The organism is Nostoc sp. LEGE 12447 (assembly GCF_015206985.1).
Classification (GTDB): Bacteria; Cyanobacteriota; Cyanobacteriia; order Cyanobacteriales; family Nostocaceae; genus Nostoc.
Map to the genome: position 1 here is coordinate 72,659 of NZ_JADEXT010000003.1, position 15,947 is coordinate 88,605.

16 protein-coding genes and 2 pseudogenes are annotated in these 15,947 nt (G+C 40.2%); 12 read left to right on the forward strand and 6 right to left on the reverse strand.

Translation table 11 applies throughout. The annotated features are described in order from the left end of the window. Positions 1-14 precede the first annotated feature (14 nt). From IQ274_RS04970 to IQ274_RS04990, 5 genes are all read left to right on the forward strand, one after another. On the forward strand, positions 15-1,175 hold the full coding sequence (locus IQ274_RS04970) for a class I SAM-dependent methyltransferase (RefSeq protein WP_228058040.1): 1,161 nt from the start codon (positions 15-17) through the stop codon (positions 1,173-1,175). Between the two features lie 95 nt (positions 1,176-1,270). Further along, a complete protein-coding gene (locus IQ274_RS04975; protein WP_163929080.1) occupies positions 1,271-1,540 on the forward strand; it encodes a hypothetical protein in 270 nt (89 codons plus the stop codon). A gap of 248 nt (positions 1,541-1,788) precedes the next feature. Then, entirely contained in the window at positions 1,789-2,316 is a 528-nt protein-coding gene (locus IQ274_RS04980) for a CAP domain-containing protein (RefSeq protein ID WP_163929079.1), read from the forward strand. 685 nt (positions 2,317-3,001) lie between these two features. Then, positions 3,002-3,550 (forward strand): CAP domain-containing protein, encoded by a 549-nt coding sequence (locus tag IQ274_RS04985; protein WP_163929078.1) that lies wholly within the window; start codon positions 3,002-3,004, stop codon positions 3,548-3,550. Positions 3,551-3,638: 88 nt separating this feature from the next. Continuing rightward, positions 3,639-4,268, forward strand: coding sequence for a ribonuclease H-like domain-containing protein (locus IQ274_RS04990; RefSeq protein WP_114082948.1), 630 nt, complete (start codon positions 3,639-3,641; stop codon positions 4,266-4,268). A 506-nt stretch (positions 4,269-4,774) separates the two neighbouring features. On the opposite strand, the pseudogene IQ274_RS04995 reads toward IQ274_RS04990, so the two are convergent. The 3 genes and pseudogenes from IQ274_RS04995 to IQ274_RS05005 form a co-directional block, all read right to left on the reverse strand. Then, positions 4,775-5,221: pseudogene (locus IQ274_RS04995) on the reverse strand (rhodanese-like domain-containing protein); the annotation flags it as partial. A gap of 299 nt (positions 5,222-5,520) precedes the next feature. Next, positions 5,521-7,899 carry an NACHT domain-containing protein gene (locus tag IQ274_RS05000; RefSeq protein ID WP_194141606.1) on the reverse strand — a complete coding sequence of 793 codons (2,379 nt, stop codon included), beginning with the start codon at positions 7,897-7,899 and terminating at the stop codon, positions 5,521-5,523. A 326-nt stretch (positions 7,900-8,225) separates the two neighbouring features. Then, positions 8,226-8,429, reverse strand: coding sequence for a hypothetical protein (locus tag IQ274_RS05005; RefSeq protein WP_163929075.1), 204 nt, complete (start codon positions 8,427-8,429; stop codon positions 8,226-8,228). Position 8,430: 1 nt separating this feature from the next. Here IQ274_RS05005 and IQ274_RS05010 point away from each other — a divergent pair, with 1 nt between their 5' ends. Then, on the forward strand, positions 8,431-9,150 hold the full coding sequence (locus tag IQ274_RS05010; protein WP_163929074.1) for a response regulator transcription factor: 720 nt from the start codon (positions 8,431-8,433) through the stop codon (positions 9,148-9,150). A 105-nt stretch (positions 9,151-9,255) separates the two neighbouring features. After that, a complete protein-coding gene (locus IQ274_RS05015; protein WP_228058041.1) occupies positions 9,256-9,522 on the forward strand; it encodes a protein rep in 267 nt (88 codons plus the stop codon). Between the two features lie 175 nt (positions 9,523-9,697). Here IQ274_RS05015 and IQ274_RS05020 read toward each other — a convergent pair whose 3' ends face one another. The 3 genes and pseudogenes from IQ274_RS05020 to pdxA all read right to left on the reverse strand — a co-directional run bounded on the left by IQ274_RS05020 (position 9,698) and on the right by pdxA (position 11,456). Beyond that, positions 9,698-9,994 carry a DNA-binding protein gene (locus IQ274_RS05020; RefSeq protein WP_194141607.1) on the reverse strand — a complete coding sequence of 99 codons (297 nt, stop codon included), beginning with the start codon at positions 9,992-9,994 and terminating at the stop codon, positions 9,698-9,700. Next, positions 9,987-10,325, reverse strand: a pseudogene (locus IQ274_RS36300) (type II toxin-antitoxin system RelE/ParE family toxin). The gene IQ274_RS05020 and the pseudogene IQ274_RS36300 overlap by 8 nt, the downstream one beginning before the upstream one ends. Before the next feature lie 39 nt (positions 10,326-10,364). After that, positions 10,365-11,456, reverse strand: coding sequence for a 4-hydroxythreonine-4-phosphate dehydrogenase PdxA (gene pdxA / locus IQ274_RS05025; protein WP_194141608.1), 1,092 nt, complete (start codon positions 11,454-11,456; stop codon positions 10,365-10,367). 207 nt (positions 11,457-11,663) lie between these two features. On the opposite strand from pdxA, the gene IQ274_RS05030 reads away from it, so the two are divergent. The 5 genes from IQ274_RS05030 to IQ274_RS05050 all read left to right on the forward strand — a co-directional run bounded on the left by IQ274_RS05030 (position 11,664) and on the right by IQ274_RS05050 (position 15,762). Next, positions 11,664-11,768, forward strand: a complete 105-nt coding sequence (locus tag IQ274_RS05030) for a PetM family cytochrome b6-f complex subunit 7 (RefSeq protein ID WP_012410508.1) — start codon at positions 11,664-11,666, stop codon at positions 11,766-11,768. A gap of 246 nt (positions 11,769-12,014) precedes the next feature. Further along, on the forward strand, positions 12,015-13,013 hold the full coding sequence (locus tag IQ274_RS05035; protein WP_194141609.1) for an SDR family oxidoreductase: 999 nt from the start codon (positions 12,015-12,017) through the stop codon (positions 13,011-13,013). Positions 13,014-13,143: 130 nt separating this feature from the next. Then, positions 13,144-14,061, forward strand: a complete 918-nt coding sequence (locus tag IQ274_RS05040) for an NAD(+) kinase (RefSeq protein ID WP_163929070.1) — start codon at positions 13,144-13,146, stop codon at positions 14,059-14,061. 336 nt (positions 14,062-14,397) lie between these two features. Next, positions 14,398-15,084, forward strand: coding sequence for a response regulator transcription factor NblR (gene nblR / locus IQ274_RS05045; RefSeq protein WP_012410505.1), 687 nt, complete (start codon positions 14,398-14,400; stop codon positions 15,082-15,084). 162 nt (positions 15,085-15,246) lie between these two features. Beyond that, positions 15,247-15,762: a DUF192 domain-containing protein gene (locus IQ274_RS05050; protein WP_163929069.1), complete on the forward strand. Its 516-nt coding sequence runs from the start codon at positions 15,247-15,249 to the stop codon at positions 15,760-15,762. The last annotated feature ends 185 nt before the right edge of the window (positions 15,763-15,947 follow it).

Consider the following 15,947-nt stretch of genomic DNA (forward strand, 5'->3'; position numbering starts at 1 on the left):
TTTGGGAAGAAGCAATGATGGATCAACAATTCCAACACGCTATGCTACCACAACCCACTCATGATGAGTTGGCACGCCAAAACTTTGTGCAAAGCCTGAAAACGCACATTTTCAGGAATATTTCTCCTGGCAATAAAGTAGTTTATGAAAAACTAGCCAAGCCGAAGTTTGAACAAGAACATCAGCGTCCTCCCCAAAATCGCCATGAAATTCGGGAAGTAATGCAGCATGAACCCTACTACCGATGGACTAGTGCCCTCAAGCGCATCAACCAAGAAATATTATGGAATGCTGTAAATACCAGTGTTGACAGACAACTACCAGAATTGATTGAGCGTGCCAAAGATCGTGGTAGTGAACTGGGTACTTTAACTCTCGACCCAAATTTTCAAATACCTAATTATCAAAAAGCTGTAGACATTCACTGTATGCCTGGAGGATATCACAGCGAATTCACTGCTGATGATGTGGCTGCTGGCGCAACCTACGATCGCGGCGCTTACCTTTATGGTCTTGGTTGGTTGGGGCCGCTTAATAATGATATGGGGCTATCTATAGTCCAAAACTACCTTCTGCCAGAGTATCCAGACTTTCGACCCAGAAAAATTCTTGATATGGGATGTTCTATTGGTAATAGCACATTACCCTACGTAGATGCTTACCCAGATGCAGAAGTCCATGCCATCGATGTCGGCGCACCCATGTTGCGTTACGGTCATGCAAGAGCCGAAGCTTTAGGCAAACGGGTACACTTCTGGCAGCAAAATGCCGAACATACTAACTTTCCAAATGAATCATTTGACTTAGTGGTTTCTCATATTTTGCTGCATGAAATTCCCCCGCCAGCCGTCCGTAAAGTCATGCAAGAATCTTATCGTCTACTGGCTCCCGGTGGAATCATGCTCCATCTGGAAGCACCCTTATATCATCACATGGATATTTATACACAGTTCATTTTTGATTGGGAAACCGCTAACAACAACGAACCCTTCTGGAGTGCAGTACGCGATCTGGATTTGGTGACATTAGCTACTGAGGCTGGTTTTGCAGCAGATAAGACATTTGAGAAGTTTGTCCCTAATGGGGCATGGAAAGCAAAAGTAACTAATGGTCTTTTTCAAAATGGTAACTCAGGCAGCCTAAACACGTGGTTTGTTGTTGCTGCAACGAAGTAAATACCAATTCGTAATTCGTAATTGAGAAAGCCAGATTTTATCTGGGTTTCTTTGTTTTGTGTATGTAGTCTTACTTTGGGAGAATTGGTATTAGGATGACAAAAATAGCTAAGGGCAAACGACCTGTTTACTTAGACAATCCACAAATCGATAAATTGTTAGCGATCGTCATGGCTTTGACTGGCGAGGTGTCTGTGCTGCATGAGCGTCTGGACACCATTGAAAGGTTACTAGAGGTTAAAGGTATTTTATCGGCTACTGAGATCGAAGCTTACGAACCAGATGCAAAAGTAACAAAAGAGCGAGAACTGTGGCGTGCAGAATATATTGCACGGGTGTTACGTGTAGTGCAGGAAGAGTTATAAACCCTCAACCAAAGCTATTCGCACAGAGGCTTTAGTGGAGAAAATTATGCTATTTAAATAGCGAAAATAATCCTAATGATAGAGGGAATTTTTTCATAAACAGCACTTTTTTCGTAAGATTGTGAATTTTAAAGTTTTGTAGTCGCGTTTGAACAAAAAAGAGCATAAACAGAAATATATAGACCTATAAGCAATTTGTCACATTTAGATTAGTTTGATTAGATTGTCTGGAAGTTTACTTTCAGCACATGATTAAAAGAACAATCTACGGCGTTGCTTTAGGCACTATTGTCCTCAGTAGCGGAGCGATCGCTACTCCTGTAACAAATTCAACTTTTACACCAGTGTCTTCATCTATATCAAGTGATGCTTTCAAAATTGCAGCATTTAGTATCAACACTACTGCTGTAGAGCAATCGGTTTTCAACCAAATTAATAGCTACAGAACTTCCCAAAGGCTACCAGCACTAACTCGTAATTCTGCTATCGATAATCAAGCTAGGATTCATAGTCAGAATATGGCTAGTGGGAAAGTTCCCTTTGGACATACAGGATTTTCACAGCGTATTCAAGCAATCGGTATTTCTTACACATCTGCTGGTGAAAATGTTGCTTACAACCAGGGATCTACTGACCCTGCGACGACAGCCGTTCAAGGCTGGCTCAAAAGTCCAGGGCATCTAGCCAACATCAGAGGCAATTTTAATAAGACGGGGATTGGTGTCGCCAGCAATAGTGCAGGCAAAGTCTACTTCACACAAATTTTCCTTCGCTGATATAGCGGTTCTCAATTGCATAGAATACAGACTTAACAAGAGCAACCCCTTACCTACTAGCGTTGGGGAGTAAGATTCAAAACCTCTCTCATAAAAGTTTTCTCAAATTCCCCAGACTTCAGTCTGGGGAAAAAGCTTGTTCTAAATTAGGACTTACGCAAAAAGGCAGTGAAAGCCTTGATTTACCTAGGGGCAATACTCTGTGGGAAACCACTTTGCATCTATATGAATGCCCCGACATTTCATACCTAATCTGTAAGTCTTGTATAGCAGTTATCGTTTGAATGCAATACAGTTTAACCTCTCTCCTAAAAGTAGAGAGGCTTTGAGTCTTACTCCCCTTCCCTTATAGGGAAGGGGCTGGGGGTTAGGTCTATATTGCACTCAACTAAGAACCGCTATAAATTAAATGTTGAATTATGTAGTATTTAATAGACAAATGTAATTGAAACTACATTATTTTTTAGTAATTCATGAAAATCTTAAATTCTCAGCAAAAATAACCGTTATTTGATGAAGATGAACTATTGAAATATTGACAATTGAAAATGATTTTTTCTATTTCTTGTAAAGGATGCAGCCAGATTGCCGAAATTCATCAATCCTTAATAGTATCGTGGTATATATCGTTGGAACAATAAGGTAGAGTAGAAGTCTTATATCTCTACACATCACGCAATTCTCCATGTTCCGACAAACTGCTTTTGGCATCGCTTTAAGTGCGCTTGTCCTTGCTAGTGGATTAACGACTGTTCCGATACCAAATCATCCTTCTACGAATACATCCACCCGTAATAAGCTGTTGTCGCTTTTTTCCAGTCAGGTTGCAATATCGACTCCTACTTTTAAAACTACTGAGCTAGAAAAATCAGTTTTTGAGCAAATTAATCGATATCGGGCTGCTAAAGGACTGCCAAAGTTGACCCTGAATGCAAATATTACTCGACAGGCAAGAATTCATAGTCAGAATATGGCTAAGGGTAAAACCCCATTTAGCCATCAAGGATTTGAAAGGCGAGTCAAAGCTGTCCCTATTCGCTACAACAGTGCGGCAGAAAATGTTGCTTTTAACCGGGGATATAGCAACCCCGTAGAGGAAGCTGTTACTGGTTGGATCAACAGTCCCGGGCATCTAAAGAATCTGAAAGGAAATTACAACCTGACTGGAATTGGCGTTGCTACTAATAATCAAGGCGAAGTCTACCTGACACAAATCTTTTTTCGCACTAGGTAGATTTAATTTATGATTTTTTGCACAATAATAATGTAGTGTCTGACAAGACTTGTATCTATTGGACACTGCTATTATTTTTGAACAATTCATGACATTACAAGATTTTCAGGTAAGCGATCGCGATCTCAGTGACGCGGCCCTTGGACAGTATTTAGAATCGACAGCGATCGCAGTTGATACAGAAACGATGGGATTATTGCCACAGCGCGATCGCTTGTGTCTTGTCCAGCTGTGCAACCTAGAAGGGAAAGTCACTGTAATTCGCATAGCCAAAGGACAAACTGAGGCCCCAAATTTAAAAAAACTCTTCGAAGCGGCCAATGTTGTAAAAGTGTTTCACTTTGCTCGCTTTGACATTGCCACTTTGCGGGCCAATCTGGGGATTCAGGTTAGCCCTGTTTTTTGCACCAAAATTGCTAGTAAGTTAGCCCGTACTTACACAAATCGCCACGGACTCAAAGATGTGGTGCAAGAGTTAGAAAAAGTAGAACTAGATAAAAGCTCTCAAAGTTCTGATTGGGGTAACGCCATTAGCTTATCTGAAGCTCAACTGAGTTATGCTGCCAATGATGTGCGTTACTTACTTAGTGTGCAGCAGAAGTTAACAGAAATGCTCAAACGAGAAGAACGCTGGGAAATTGCTCAAGAGTGTTTTGAATTTTTGCCAACGATAGTTTCTTTAGATTTATTGCAATTTAAGGATTTATTTGAACATTAGACCAAACACTAAATCTATTTCAAAATAGTGTATTGGTTATTGCAAGAGAGATTTTCATCTTTCCTTGTGAGTGTAATTCATGGAGTCTCTTGCAAAATTTATTGATGCTGTATTCCAGCATTAAAAGTCAAAATCTTCTGTCTTTCGACTAGTAAATTGTGACCTCTTTGCTCATACCAAATCAAGATTAGACCTCTTGGAAAATTCTCTAACACCCCACCTGTAGCCTCTCCCTGCAAGCAAACAGGGGAGACTGTGGTGTAACTCAAAGGTATAGTGGGGTTTTTATTCTTGATTTCTGCAAGAGGTCTATCGCTGATTTTCTCAGTTATTTTTCCTTAAGAGCCGACATTGGAATCATCTCTGTCTTTAGATTCACTAATGCCTTCTTTAAGGTTGCTAGCTCCCTCTTGAATACCTTCTTTGAGATTACTAGCTCCTTCTTGAATGCTGTCTTTGAGGTTACTAGCTCCTTTCTTGATGGCTTCCGTCGCGCTAGTACCTCCCCTTGGCTGATTTTGTTCGTGATTCTTTAGCCGATCTACGATATTGTAGTCGTCTGCACCTGCGGGAGTTTTTGATTCAACAATCCCTTCTGTTGGGCCACCAATAGCCTTCCATCCAGCAAGACCACCTATCAGTTGAGAGACATGCTCAAATCCATTAGAACGCAGTTGTTGCGCGGCTTGAGCAGTTTCTTCTTCATTAGCGCCGTAAACGTAAATATCACGGCTCTTATCTAAAGAAGGTACTGCACGCTCTACCAATTCATCTATGGGCATGGGCATTGCTCCCATAATGTGACCTTCATTGAAGGTGTTGCGATCGCGCACATCCAGTATTGTAAAAGCTGGTTCGCCCCATTCTAAACGAGACTTCAGGACATGAGCATCAGATTGTCCTTGTATTGGTGGTTGGGGGGGAATGATGCCGCCTACTAAATTGTTAACCATAGGTATTCCTTGCTGACGATATTAATAGCAATTTAACGGAGTCAATATCTTTAATTACTCTTTCTCTAGGCTGAATCTATTCAAAATCTCTCTTGAGATAGAGTAGCTAATTAAAATATTTTCTACCATTTAACCCATTGCAAATATAGTCAAATTAGACTATTAAAAGAGATTTTTATTTATATTATTTTTAATAAAATGTTTAAAATTAATATTTTGGATATTTACTTATTTAAATAATAGGCTTTATTCTATTTTATTAAACATCCTATCCAAAATCGTCTAAAAATTAAAATTATTCAGCGAATATTAGAGGAATTACGTAGCTTTTCAATATCTGCGATCGCTAATAATAATGTTTCTTCAATCTCGTGCCGCACTATTGGAGTTACATCAGCCGCAATATTGAGGCAATCAACTAGTAATTTATTACCATTATAATATTTTTGGAGCAATTCTTTTTGCTGTTCGTTGAACTGCCAATCATAACCAATATGGCGATGCTTAATTAGCATATCTCTTAATTGTTCACCCCAAATTTTACTTTTAGCTTTCCACCAGTCCCTAAACTGCTCTGGATTACTATCTATTTTTGGTAATTGTTTCTTGAGTTTTTGCAGCACTTGCTTAAATTTAAGATCAACAACAACCTCAATAGCTTTATCAAAGGCAATAACAAGAGCATAAGCATGATCGAGGGTATCGTTGAGGGTATACTCAAAGGCCAAGTCAAGATCGTGAATACAGGCAACAGTACTGAATAAAAACTCATCTAATACAAGCTCTGCATTAAAGGTGATGTTACCTACAAGAGCGCACTCAAGGTCATAACCAGAGGCATATACAAAAGCATTATGTCTACTGCAAATGCAAGAGCTTCGCTCAACGCAAATGAGATAAAAAGCACGAATACCTGCTGCTTTGTAACTACTAGAAACTGAACTAGATTTTTGATGCAGCCAGGTTAAAAAATACTGCAATTTTTCATCGTCAGCCAATAGCAAATCAATTTTTTGTTTCATTAAATGTAGTATTTCATTAGCATTTGGCAACATAGTAACAGTTAGTAAAAATACTTGCCGCCAGTGCCTTTCAGTTATATGATTGACGAGATTGTTACAATCATAGTCTTGGTAACTTTCAACAATTTTTCGAGCCGTGAAATACTCTTGAAATGTCAGATGAGAAAAAGAGTAAATTCCCCGTGCCCTTTCCACCAATAACCCATTCTGTACCTCAATTGCTTTTAGCACTGCTTCATTATCTAGCTGGCATTGAGTTGCATCAGAGTTAAGATTTTGTATGGGTTCAAGATAGTCAGCAATAAGTTGCAGGATATTTTCTTGTTCAAAAAAGTATTTTTTTTGCTCAAAAGTGATAGCTGCAAGTTGAAAAATCAGTTTTTTCTTACTTGCTAGAGTTAAATTATAAGCAACGCGATCGCGTTTAATTCCTCTGACTTCATCCCATCTGAACAACAAAATGTTCAGTGCTTGCTCATATAACTTGGCTGGATTTACGGGAAATTGATTTTTTACTTGGAACACTAAGCAAATCAAATGCAGCAGTAAGGGAGTGACCGCCAATTCTCGGATATGCTGATTTTCTGGTAGATGAAGCTGATTAATAAATAAATTTCCTATTGCTTCCCCATCTTCTTTAGACTTAAGAGCAACTCCAACAAACCAATTTTTGGCAAAAAATTCTATTTGTCCTTGGTCAAAGTCTTCTAACTCAACTTCAGTAAATCCCTGAAATCTATATTTTTGGGCAGCAATCCGACAGCTAATAACAAACTTATTTTTATAAAAAGTTTGAGTAAGTCTCCGAATTTCGATTGTTAATTGTTCTGCCTTTTCTGCTGGCACTTCATCTAATCCATCTAGCAAAATCAGCAGTTTTCCTTCTGTCAGCAGAGTTTTAGTTGATTCCTTTGCAACACCGCAATTGAGAAAATCTTGGATGATGTAGTTTAATAGATTGAATTCACTATCATTTTTGACATCTTCAGCAAATTCTTTCATCCTAATAAAAGTTGCGATGCGGTTTGGCTGAAAATCGCCTTTGTTACACTCAATCGCTAGATATTGTAAAAATATAGTTTTACCTGACCCTGGTTTACCCAGCACCATCAGTTTTGAGTGCCTTAATACTGCTTCCAACCCTGGTAATCTTTTCTGACGGTTGTATCCTCCAAGTTGATTAAAGTCTGATTCAGATTTCAAGTCTTTCAACAGATCAGAAATTTCTTGCCATTGTAGGCTTACTATCTCCTCTAAGACATTAGTATTGGTGTAAATATCCATCAGTTGGACTGTCTGGGAAATGTCCAACATTTGCAGAGTGTTGCACTGGTCTTGAATTTTCTCTTGGCGCTTTTGACGCACTTCCCGCACCAGTGTATCGAGGTCAGTACCTTTGATTTGCGTCTTAGTAGTTACCTCAAATGCCACATTTTCAGGTAAACCAGCAACCTTTTGCCAAGACAACCCTAGCTGTTGGCAAATTTGCACAAAACAAGATCGGGAAACTGACTCACCTGCAAAAAATTTGGAAACTGGTTGACGTGTAATGCCTAAAGCTATTGCTAATTTATGCTGACTCCAAGTTTTGTCTGTTAAAGCTGTTTTTGCTGCTCTTATACCTTCTGGTGATGCTCTGAGTCCTTGGCTTGTCATAGTCTCAGGCTGAAATTTGTAGTATAGTATATGCTTAAAAGGGTAGCTACATGTAAATGCACGTAGAGTGAATTTTCGTAGTCCCTCTTCAGGAGCAGATACTAGTTAGTTCAAGTAGGATTGGGTAGAATCTAAATTGGCTTATGGCTTAGTTTGTGGGCCTCTACGAATCACTAATTAATCAGGGAGTACATTGCTTTTCCAAAGTTGTAGGAAACTGCCGTAGCGTCTGGTGTCTCTCTAGACTATTTTTGATTATACAAATTGTCTCACATTACACTTATCTTAAGTATTAAAGTCAATAATTATACAATGTAAATTCAAAATTATACAAAAACCATACAAAAATCATACAATTTATCAGCATTACGGTGGCTGAAGTTTTCACAAACTTCATGGAAAATTAATTGTATACAAGTACTACAGTAGCGATCGTACTCAGCAGAGACGCGCGTGAATCCACTCTCAACAGAAACACGTACAGCAAAACTGGGACAACAGCGAATCGCCCAATCTACAATAGGCAGCATTATGGTTATGATTACCGCTACTACTCCTAAAATTCTGATTGTTGATGACGACTTCGGCGTGAGAAATCTCGTTCATCGTTTTTTGAGTCGGAAATATCAAATAGAGGCAGCAGCAGATGGTAAGACTGCCTTATCGATGTTTGAGCAATTCAACCCAGCCTTAGTAATTCTGGATTGGAATTTGCCGGATGTTAATGGTTATAGCCTTTGTCAAGAAATGCAGAGTCGTACTAATGTTTTAGTGCTGATACTGACTAGTAGGACTGATGAGGCTGATAAAATTAAAATCTTGAGTGCAGGTGCTGATGATTTCATGACTAAACCATTTAGTCTTGCAGAAGTAGAAGTTAGAGTAGAAGCTCTTTTGAGGCGGATACGCTATATCAACCCTTCACCAACACAACGGATCATTTTCAAGCAGCTAGTAATTAACCCAGAAGGACGGGAGGTAATACTAAACGATAAGCTTCTCGCTTTAACAGCACTGGAATTTAATATTTTACATTTTTTGGCAAGTCATCCTAATCAAGCTTGGAGTCGTCCACAGTTAATCCAAAAAATCTGGGGTTGCGACTACGTAGGAGATGGCCGGGTAGTTGACGTACATATTGGTCAGCTTCGCAAGAAGATGGAAGTCGATCCTAGCGTACCAGAGTTTATTAAAACTGTACGCGGCTATGGTTATAAGTTTGAAGCACCCGACGAAAATACTACTTCCTGAGCTTTGCGATTTCAGGAGTAGTTTATAACAAAAAATTAGTCAGCATTTATCCTATTGCTTACTTAAATACTTTTACTGAGGCTTGACCGTATAAATTACGTTAATTTGGGACGTTTATATATCCCAGAAATTCTCAAGTATCAGGTGAAAGAGTCAGATTTGGTGGGTAATAGAGAATGGTTTTTAGAGTTAACCCGTCAGCTGCATAAAAGTAGAGCGATCGCTGTTGGGGGTATACTCAGGCAGTATATGCGGGAATTAGAGGAGAAAAACCAAGACCTCATTGATGAAAGTGAAGAGACAGACGAGGTGGATGGAGAAAGTTTGTATTTCCGATGGGAGCGCAAGTTACAAAGATTTAATATAGAGTGACACCTTCCAAAATTAGGAAGCAAAAAAACCAGACAAACAACTAGTGAATGACTGAGATATGCAAATTAGCTTCACTCGAAATTAGTAAATAACTTCGAGGGGCAATTTATAAATTGTAAAAATAAATTGGGAAGGTATAAGACTGAGCGATTTAAACTGTCCTTAAAAAATCACCTCATGCTGACTTCACTGTTACTGCTAGCTGTAATCCCAATGCATCCAGTAATTTCGTCAGACAATAAAATTCAATTTCTCCTTGCTGAGATAACATCAAGTCAAGTTGCTCATAGCATTGCTTAACTTGCGCTGGAAACTGATCAATCCCACCCTGTGCTTCAATTAAATTCTTGAGCGCTTTTCCTAACATTTTAGGATCGCCCTCTTCTAGAACTACTTCAATATAAGATGCTGCTTCTAGTGGATCTTGGACATGTTTAACTAGTCCTTCGTGATAGCTTACACTTCTAGGCATTATCTCTACTCCTATAGTCTTTCCAATATTCCTGAGCTTTATCAACATCTTGTTTCTGAGTGCTTTTATCTCCACCACATAAAAGAATAATAATTGTTATATCTTATTGTCCAAAGTATATGCGGTAGCCTTGCCCATAATCGATTCTCAATTCAAAAACACCTTCTCCAACTGACTTACTATCACCTAAATTACCATCTTAAATTCGGTCAAGTCTGGCTCTTATTTTAGCTTTTGCTTTTCTATCTCGCAGAGAATCAAGCCACTCATCAAAAATATTTTTTCCATCTACTGTTAGATAATTCCTAATTTCTCTTGGTTGCACTTCCACGATTCTTTGGACAAGTCTATTTATAAATCATGAAATAATTCATAGTTTTCTCGCCGCCAGCCTTTGACTAACTAACTCAGCCGCTAAATGTATTGCTGCTTTCATACTCGTAGCATCAGCAATTCCCTTACCCGCAATATCAAACGCTGTTCCATGATCCGGTGAAGTCCGAACGAAAGGAAGACCAATAGAAGTATTAACTGCCCGATCAAACGCCATCAGCTTCACAGGAATTAAGCCTTGGTCGTGGTAAAGTGCCAAGTAGCCATCAGCAGGATTTTGTACTAAAGAATTTCCATACCAAGCTTGACCAGGTTTAACCCACATCGTATCTGGTGGTATTGGCCCATCTAGTTGTAATTTTGGTCTGTTTTGCCGCTCTTGCTCCAACCAGGGAATTAACCAATCCTGTTCTTCATGTCCAAGTTGCCCTTGTTCGCCACTGTGAGGATTCAAACCTGCGATCGCAATTCTCCCATTTTTTATGCCGAAATCTTTCTCCAAACACTCCACCAGCAAATCCAATTTCTGTGTCAACAATTGTGGTGTCAATGTATCCGCTACTTGACGGAGGGGAATATGTGTGGTAGCAAGTAAAGCGCGGAGTGTCCAGTTAGTATGGGGCGATCGCGCTACAAATAACATTCCAAAACGGTCAACACCTGACTTGTGTGCCAAAAGTTCCGTTTGCCCTGGATAATTATACCCTGCGGCTTTCCAAGCAGATTTAGCGATCGGCCCCGTGACTATCCCATCAAATTTACCAGCGAGTGTTTGTGCGATCGCACATTCCATATAAGCAAAACTAGCCGCACCACTAGCCGCATTACCTATTCCTGGAATAATTTGACCTTTAATTTTTCCATCCAATTGCACATCACTAACAGACAACTCTTCTGGATTTGCCAAAGGTGCTAAATTCTCGATTAAATTCAATTTGTGATAAGTCTGTGCCAGCAAATCCCCATTACCCACCACTGTTACGTCGTATTTTTTACTAATTTCCGGTTCTGCTAAAGCTTTTAAAATCACCTCCGGCCCAATACCTGCCGGATCTCCCAGCGTCAGCGCCAAACGTGGGCGATTCTTTTTGCTAAAATTCACTAAATCACCTTGATTATTTTGATACATAAAATTTATTCATAATTATTATCATTAAAATTTTCCCCATCCCCCTCATCTCCCGCTCTACAGTAGGGATTGCCCCCCAAACCAGTAGGGATTACTTGCTAAACTAGTTTAAAATTATTTACACAGGTCTAATCCTACAGTAACTATTGAAAAGCTTCTGCTAGACCTAGTTTACACACACTAATTTGCATAAGGAGAATCACACCAATGGGCGGCGAAATTTTGAATGCAGCTATATTGTCCTTCGGTTTAATCTTCGTGGGCTGGGGCTTAGGCGCATTGTTACTGAAAATTCAAGGCGGAGAAGAATAACTTCTACGGTAATTGAGTATTGAGAGGGAAGAGGTTTTCCTCTGCCTTGAAAAGTTCTGTTCGCCCCAAGCTGGCGTTCATACTTTTCGCTAACTGGGAAAAAAGCTTGTCCGTTTACCGGACAGCGATTTTCCCATGAATTCTTCCATAACAAACGATTTTCTTAGAAAAGATGTAAACTTTTGTTTACATAGGTTATTCTGATAACATTCTTTTCATAAAACATTAAAATTTATTACAAACCTCATGACATTATTAATCGTCGGTGCCACTGGCACCTTAGGAAGACAAGTGGCTCGTCGTGCAATCGATGAGGGATATAAAGTACGCTGCCTCGTGCGGAGTAGTAAAAAAGCAGCTTTTCTCAAAGAATGGGGTGCAGAACTTGTACCAGGAAATTTACGTTACCCCGATACCCTAGCGGCAGCTTTAGTTGGTGTAACCCAAGTTATTGATGCGTCAACATCTCGTCCTACAGATTCATTGAGTATCAAACAAGTTGACTGGGAGGGCAAAGTAGCATTAATTCAAGCAGCAAAAGCAGCAGGTGTAGAGCGCTTTATCTTCTTTTCAATTTTGGATGCGGATAAATACCCAGAAGTACCGCTAATGGAAATTAAGCGTTGTACAGAACTATTCTTAGCTGAGTCAGGCTTGAATTATACCATCTTGCGGCTAGCTGGTTTTATGCAAGGGTTAATCGGTCAATATGGGATTCCCATTTTGGAAGGACAGCCAGTTTGGGTGACAGGTAATTCTTCTCCTATTGCCTATATGGACACTCAGGACATTGCTAAGTTTGCAATTCGTGCATTGAGTGTGCCCGAAACGGAAAACCAAGCTTTTCCTGTAGTTGGTACTCGTGCATGGAGTGCAGAAGAAATCATCAACCTGTGCGAACGCTTATCTGGAAAAGATGCCAGGGTAACGCGGATGCCAATCAGCGTACTGCGTGCCGTGCGGGGCTTAATGCGGTCTTTTCAGTGGGGATGGAACGTGGCAGACAGGCTAGCGTTTACAGAAGTATTGGCTAGTGGTAAACAGCTAAACGCTTCAATGGATGAAGTATATACAGTTTTTGGTTTAGATCCGCAACAAACCACAACTCTAGAAAGCTATCTCCAAGAGTATTTCAGCCGAATCATGAAGAAGCTCAAAGAGGTAGACTACCAGAAAAATAAAAATAAAAAGCAGAAACCTAAAAAAACTCCTTTTAAACAGTCTTCAAAAGCCAATAGTCAATAGTAATTACAGAAGAGACATTAGTCATGAAACTCTACACTCTGGATATTTGACTCCAGATTAATGACTACATGACCCAAAATGTGTAAGGATTACATAATACAAAGCATCGCCTAAACTTGGATATTTGAGTGTGCCGAAAGCAGGCATTATCTACAATGACGTTAAACCGATAGCGGGTCGTGTCGCTATCGAGTTGAAAGACAAGCTAACCGCAGCCGGTTGGGATGTGTGTATCACATCAAGTATCGGTGGAATATTAGGCTACTCTAATCCAGATAGTCCTGTATGCCACACCCCCATTGATGGTCTAACGCCCCCTGGTTTTGACTCAGATATGGAGTTTGCAGTGGTGTTAGGGGGAGACGGCACTGTTTTAGCAGCGTCTCGTCAGGTAGCCCCCTGTGGTATTCCACTATTAACAGTGAATACCGGTCACATGGGATTTTTGACAGAAACTTTCCTGAATCAATTGCCCCAAGCACTTGAACAGGCAATGAATGGTGAGTATGAAATTGAAGAACGAGCCATGCTCACCGTCAAAGTATTTCGGGGAGATGCAGTACTGTGGGAAGCTCTCTGCTTGAATGAAATGGTTCTGCACCGAGAACCTTTGACCTCTATGTGCCATTTTGAAATTGCCATAGGTCGTCATGCACCAGTAGATATCGCGGCGGATGGTGTGATTGTTTCTACGCCTACTGGTTCTACAGCTTACTCATTGAGTGCTGGTGGCCCAGTCGTGACTCCTGGTGTACCTGTTTTACAGCTAGTACCCATTTGTCCCCATTCTCTAGCTTCTAGAGCATTGGTATTTCCAGATACTGAATCGGTGAACATTTATCCAGTCAACATTCCTCGGCTAGTGATGGTGGTGGATGGTAATGGAGGGTGTTATGTCCTACCAGAAGATAGAGTATATATGGAGCGATCGCAATATAGTGTGCGATTTATTCGCCTGCAACCGCCTGAGTTTTTCCGAATTTTACGAGAAAAATTAGGTTGGGGTTTACCACATATTGCCAAACCAACTTCGGTAGAATTACCGTAATTATTGGGCATTGGGCATTGGGCATTGGTTATTAATTCTTCTCCCTCAGTCCCACCCTGCGGGAAGCTAAAGCTACATCACCCTATTCTCTATGCCCAATGCCCAATTTACTGATTTCCGTCCAGAATTACTGGTACAGGGATGGTATTTGGAGTTAGTTATTAAGATTGCATCGGAGAATTCGATTGCTGACACCTGAACGTGCTAAAAGATTCTTAGCCGTGCGTCAAATCAGGATTGCTTCATCGTTAAAAACTCGTAATTGCACTTTATAACTGATGTAAAGATTTTCTCTGGAACATCTTTACAATCCCAAATCCAATATCCCAAATTGTTATGACAGTTGCTCCAAGTCCCTGTGTTTTGGTGATTGAAACCGATGAGAGCCTAGCAAATCAGCTCGCTTGCGATTTGCAAGAAGCTGGCTATGAATCGATATTGGCTCATGATGCGACCAGTGGTTTGCAATACTGTCGCGATCGCCAACCTGCTTTAATTGTTTTAGACCGGATGTTAGCAGGAGAATCAGGACTCTCATTGTGTAAAAATTTGAGAAGCACTGGTATGCGATCGCCTGTGTTGATTTTAATGGCAAGAGATACCGTCGATGATCGTGTAGCTTGTCTAGAAGCAGGAGCGGATGATTACATCCTCAAACCTTACCGCTCTGAAGACTTTTTGAAGTTAATTCGGCTCTACTTAAAACCCGATGTGGATACCACGGAGCAATTACGCTTTGGGGATCTTATTTTAGACATCGCAAGTCGCCGTGCTATCCACGGCGGTCGGGCAATTGACTTGACAATGAAAGAATTTGAACTATTAAAATTCTTAATGGAACATCCCCGTGAGGTGTTAACCCGCGAACAAATTTTAGAAAATGTTTGGGGTTATGACTTCCTGGGTGAGTCGAATGTCATTGAAGTGTACATCCGCTACCTGCGCCTCAAAATCGAAGATGAAGGTCAAAAGCGCCTAATTCAGACAGTGCGCGGTGTAGGGTACGTTTTAAGAGAATCCTAGTAGAGATGGCGAAAGTTTGCCTACCTTTGACAATGGGCTTAAGCCCATTGTCTAGTTAATTCAGCCTGAAAACGCCTGTGTATTACCAGACAAATAAAAACGTGAGCTTTCTAGCTTAAATTCTGTAAAATTGAAATCTAAATTACAAAATCAAAAATAATTATGAATCGTTGGCTAGGTTTATTCTCAATGTTGCTGAGTGTTTTATTGATGGGCTGTTCTGTGCCAACAACGGCTAAACCTCCAACCCCCACGTCTGATTCTAAACCTCCAACCCCAGCGAGTTTAGGTCAAAAACTACCAATTTCTGCAAAAGCCATTCTTCCTAATGGCACAACTATTCAGCTAGAAGTCGCGAAGACACCACAACAGCAACAAATGGGGTTGATGTATCGACCAGCTTTACCAGATGACCGAGGAATGCTATTTGGGTTCGCTTCACCACAACCAGTTAGTTTCTGGATGAAAAATGTACCTGTAGCCTTGGATATGGTATTTTTACAGAACGGTGTAGTTAAATATATCCAATCTGCTGCACCTCCTTGTGCAAGTGAGCCTTGTCCTACTTATGGCCCCAACACACCAATCGATAAGGTAATTGAACTTCGCTCTGGAAGAGCTGCCGAATTGAAGTTGAAAGTGGGCGATATTGTCAAAATTGAGAGTTCTGAGACTTAGCTACTTTTCAAGGATAAAGATTTGGATAGTTGCTCTGTTCAGACCGTATACTACCTAAATCGATGTTTTTTTTGTAAAAAATGTCACGTGCTGTAGCAAAAAGTCATCTGTAACGCTACTATTTAAAAACTGTGGTAATAATGTAAAATTCTACTGTCTCCAATCTGAAATCGCGAACTTGAGGT